Genomic DNA, 2,895 nt, shown 5'->3' on the forward strand with positions numbered 1-2,895 from the left:
AGTCGCTCAGCCGTGATTCGGGCCACGAGGTCTGTTGTCGCGCCCGTCGTTACCATCACGATGACACCGAGCTTCCCCGTCGTTCCCGGCCGCAGCGTCCTGATCACGGCCTCGACCGACAGCTTTGTCGCGGTTCCGGACATCATCATTGAAGTCGACGGTCAAACGCTTGCCCTCGATTCAAGAAACCGTGCCGAGTTTGTTCCCTCTCAATCCGGCAAGTTCTTCGTCACGGCGACTGCGACCGACATCAATGGTAACGTTGGTCAAGCCGAAGCGATTGTCAAGGTTCGCAGCGGCACGGACACGCAACCACCGCAAGTTGAAATCGATTCGTCGATCGAAGGCACGCGGCTGACCTCGTTGACCCAAGTTCGGGGTTCTGTCACCGACGCGAATCTTGATCGCTGGGAACTCGCGGTTGCACGAGTGGGCGCCGAATTCAAGACGGTCGCGAGCGGCGTCGCGTCGATCGCCGATTCAGTCATTGCGACGTTGGACCCGGCAAACTTCTCCAACGGCATTTATCGAATGCAACTCTCGGCAGTCGATTTTGACGGGAGGAAGTCCACCGATGAAATTCTGTTGGAGCTCAACACCGAGATCAAACCGCAGCGATTCCTCCTAACGCAGACCGACGTCGTCACCACGATCGCGGGTGAAACACTTCGCATCGAACGCCAGTACGATTCACTGGAACAAGGCGTTTCTGGCAAGTTTGGCAACGGCTGGCGTTGGACCGAAGGCGAGATGAGAATCGAAACCGACCTCGCATTGAGCGGTCGTGAGGCGTTCGGTTCATTTACTGCTTATGAAGTGGGTACACGACTCTACTTGACGCTTCCCGAGGGGCGACGCGTCGGGTTCACATTCTTGCCCAAACGCGAATCCGGCGGCCAAGTGAACGTCTATCGGCCGCAGTGGGTCGCGGATAGCGGAGTAAGCCACCAACTCGAATCAGCAGATGCACTACTTAATCTCGCCGGGAATCGACTTTATGAACTCGCCAGCGGTCGCCCATACAACCCGGCGGATTCTCGGTTTTCCGGCGCCTTTGAATTAATCGCGCCGGACGGAACTCGGTATCGGTTGGACGCTCAAGGCAATACCAGACGGCTGACGATGCCATCAGGAACCTCATTTGTGGTGGCTGATTCCGGAATCATCCTTTCGGGCACTCAGCGACTCGACTTCATTCGTTCGGAGGCCGGCGGCATTGCGCAAGTTACATCGCCAAATGGTGAATCAGTGCATTATGCGTACGAGCGATCCGGCAACCTGTCGACGGTTTATGAGAGCGGCAGCACTGAATTGCAGCGTTTCGAATATGAGACCGCATCGACGGGCAGACTTGCATTGGTTCAAGACGGTGCCAGTGGAACGCAAATTCAATACCTTCCGACCGGCCCGGTCACGTCAAACAGCGAGTTTCTGGGTACGGCGAATCGATTCATCGGGGGCCCTGTAACGGCTCAAATCGATGCCGGTCAGGTAAGGCGGTACACCTTTGCCATCGCCGACACGGAGATTCGCTCCACGCAGGCTTCCGAAGTGCTCGTCGGGATCAACGTTAGCAGAAGCGGAGGAGCGCTGACGCCCGCGATTCCGCGGCTTGATGGCGTCACGCCTGTCGCAAGCAACGCGACAGCCACCGAAGCGTTCGCGCTGTTCGCGATCGATCAGGCTGGGTTGAGAATGCTCTCGATCGAAGGTGCCGACATCGATACCAGCGGAGCGTTCACGGCCGAAATCTTCATCGCAGGAGACGTCAATTCAGATGGCCGCGTCGATGCGAACGATTCGCAGCTTCTTGCCGGCGCACTCGGAAGCAGCAGCGGCGATGCGAATTATCAAGTAGCGATCGACTCGAATCGCGACGGCATCATTGATGCCAGTGATGTTCAGATATTGAACGCTAATTTGCAGTTCGCGGCCAACTTGGCGCCGACACTCGATTCGGACTCGAAGCTAACCCACGAGAATCTTGAAGTTGTTTTCCCCGTGTCCGATCTGGCTGACGATGTCGACGGAGATGCGGTTTTCCTTAGCATCCTGTCTTCGATCGGCGGGACCGCAACACTCGTCGACTCGGGAAGCAGCCTCCGTTTTGTGCCGGCTGTCGGATTCGTCGGTGATGCGGCGGTTGAACTACGCGCCACTGATGGATACAGCCTGTCCGACAGCAGCACAGTGACGGTCAACGTCAGCGACTCGCCGTTGTTAGGTCTCGACTTTGTCGAGCGTTCGCCGACGCTTTATTCGGGTCGATCTTACGGCGTCGAATTGCTCGGTGACTTCGCCGATCAGGATTCGGTGCAGTTACCGCCGTCGTATTTCACACTCACTTCGAGTGTCCCGGAAGTGTTTTCAATCAACCCCGGCGGATTTGGGACAGCCGACGAGCGGGGAAGCTCCGTTTTGGTGGCCGAAGCGAACGGCTTGCGCACCGCGACCGTTGTGAACGTCGTCCCATCGGCTGAACATCTGACATCCCGCGGATTCGGAACGCTTGACGTCTATCCACTTGCGGTCTCGCTGCCAAACGACGGCACGACGCGACAGATTTTGACGACGACAAATCAAACGTTCGTCACGCCAGAAGTTCCTGAGAACGTCGTTTATGTGGTCGGTGATCCGAGTGTGGTGGAAGTTTCACCGGACGGGGTGATCACGTCGAAAGATCCAGGAGAGACCGACATCACAGTAATCGTTGAGGGCGTGGAACAAGTGATTCAGGTCTCGGTGTTGGAGCCCGTGGCGGGGCCGGCAACGCTCGATGCCGGTGGGGGCATCGTACGCGGCAGCGACGGGTCCTTGATCCAAATCCCAGCCGGCGCAATCGGTACTCCGACCGTTGTGAGTATCGCTCCGGTCCAAGAAGCCGAACTTCCGTTC

General features: G+C 57.5%; 1 protein-coding gene. It reads left to right on the plus strand.

Going from position 1 to position 2,895, the window contains the following annotated elements:
* Nucleotides 1-60 precede the first annotated feature (60 nt).
* Nucleotides 61-2,895 (plus strand): Ig-like domain-containing protein (locus ABX749_RS28185; protein ID WP_372898963.1); only part of this gene is annotated, 2,835 nt, incomplete at its 3' end.

It is taken from the genome of Stieleria sp., assembly GCF_041595215.1.
Classification (GTDB): domain Bacteria; phylum Planctomycetota; class Planctomycetia; order Pirellulales; family Pirellulaceae; genus Stieleria; species Stieleria magnilauensis.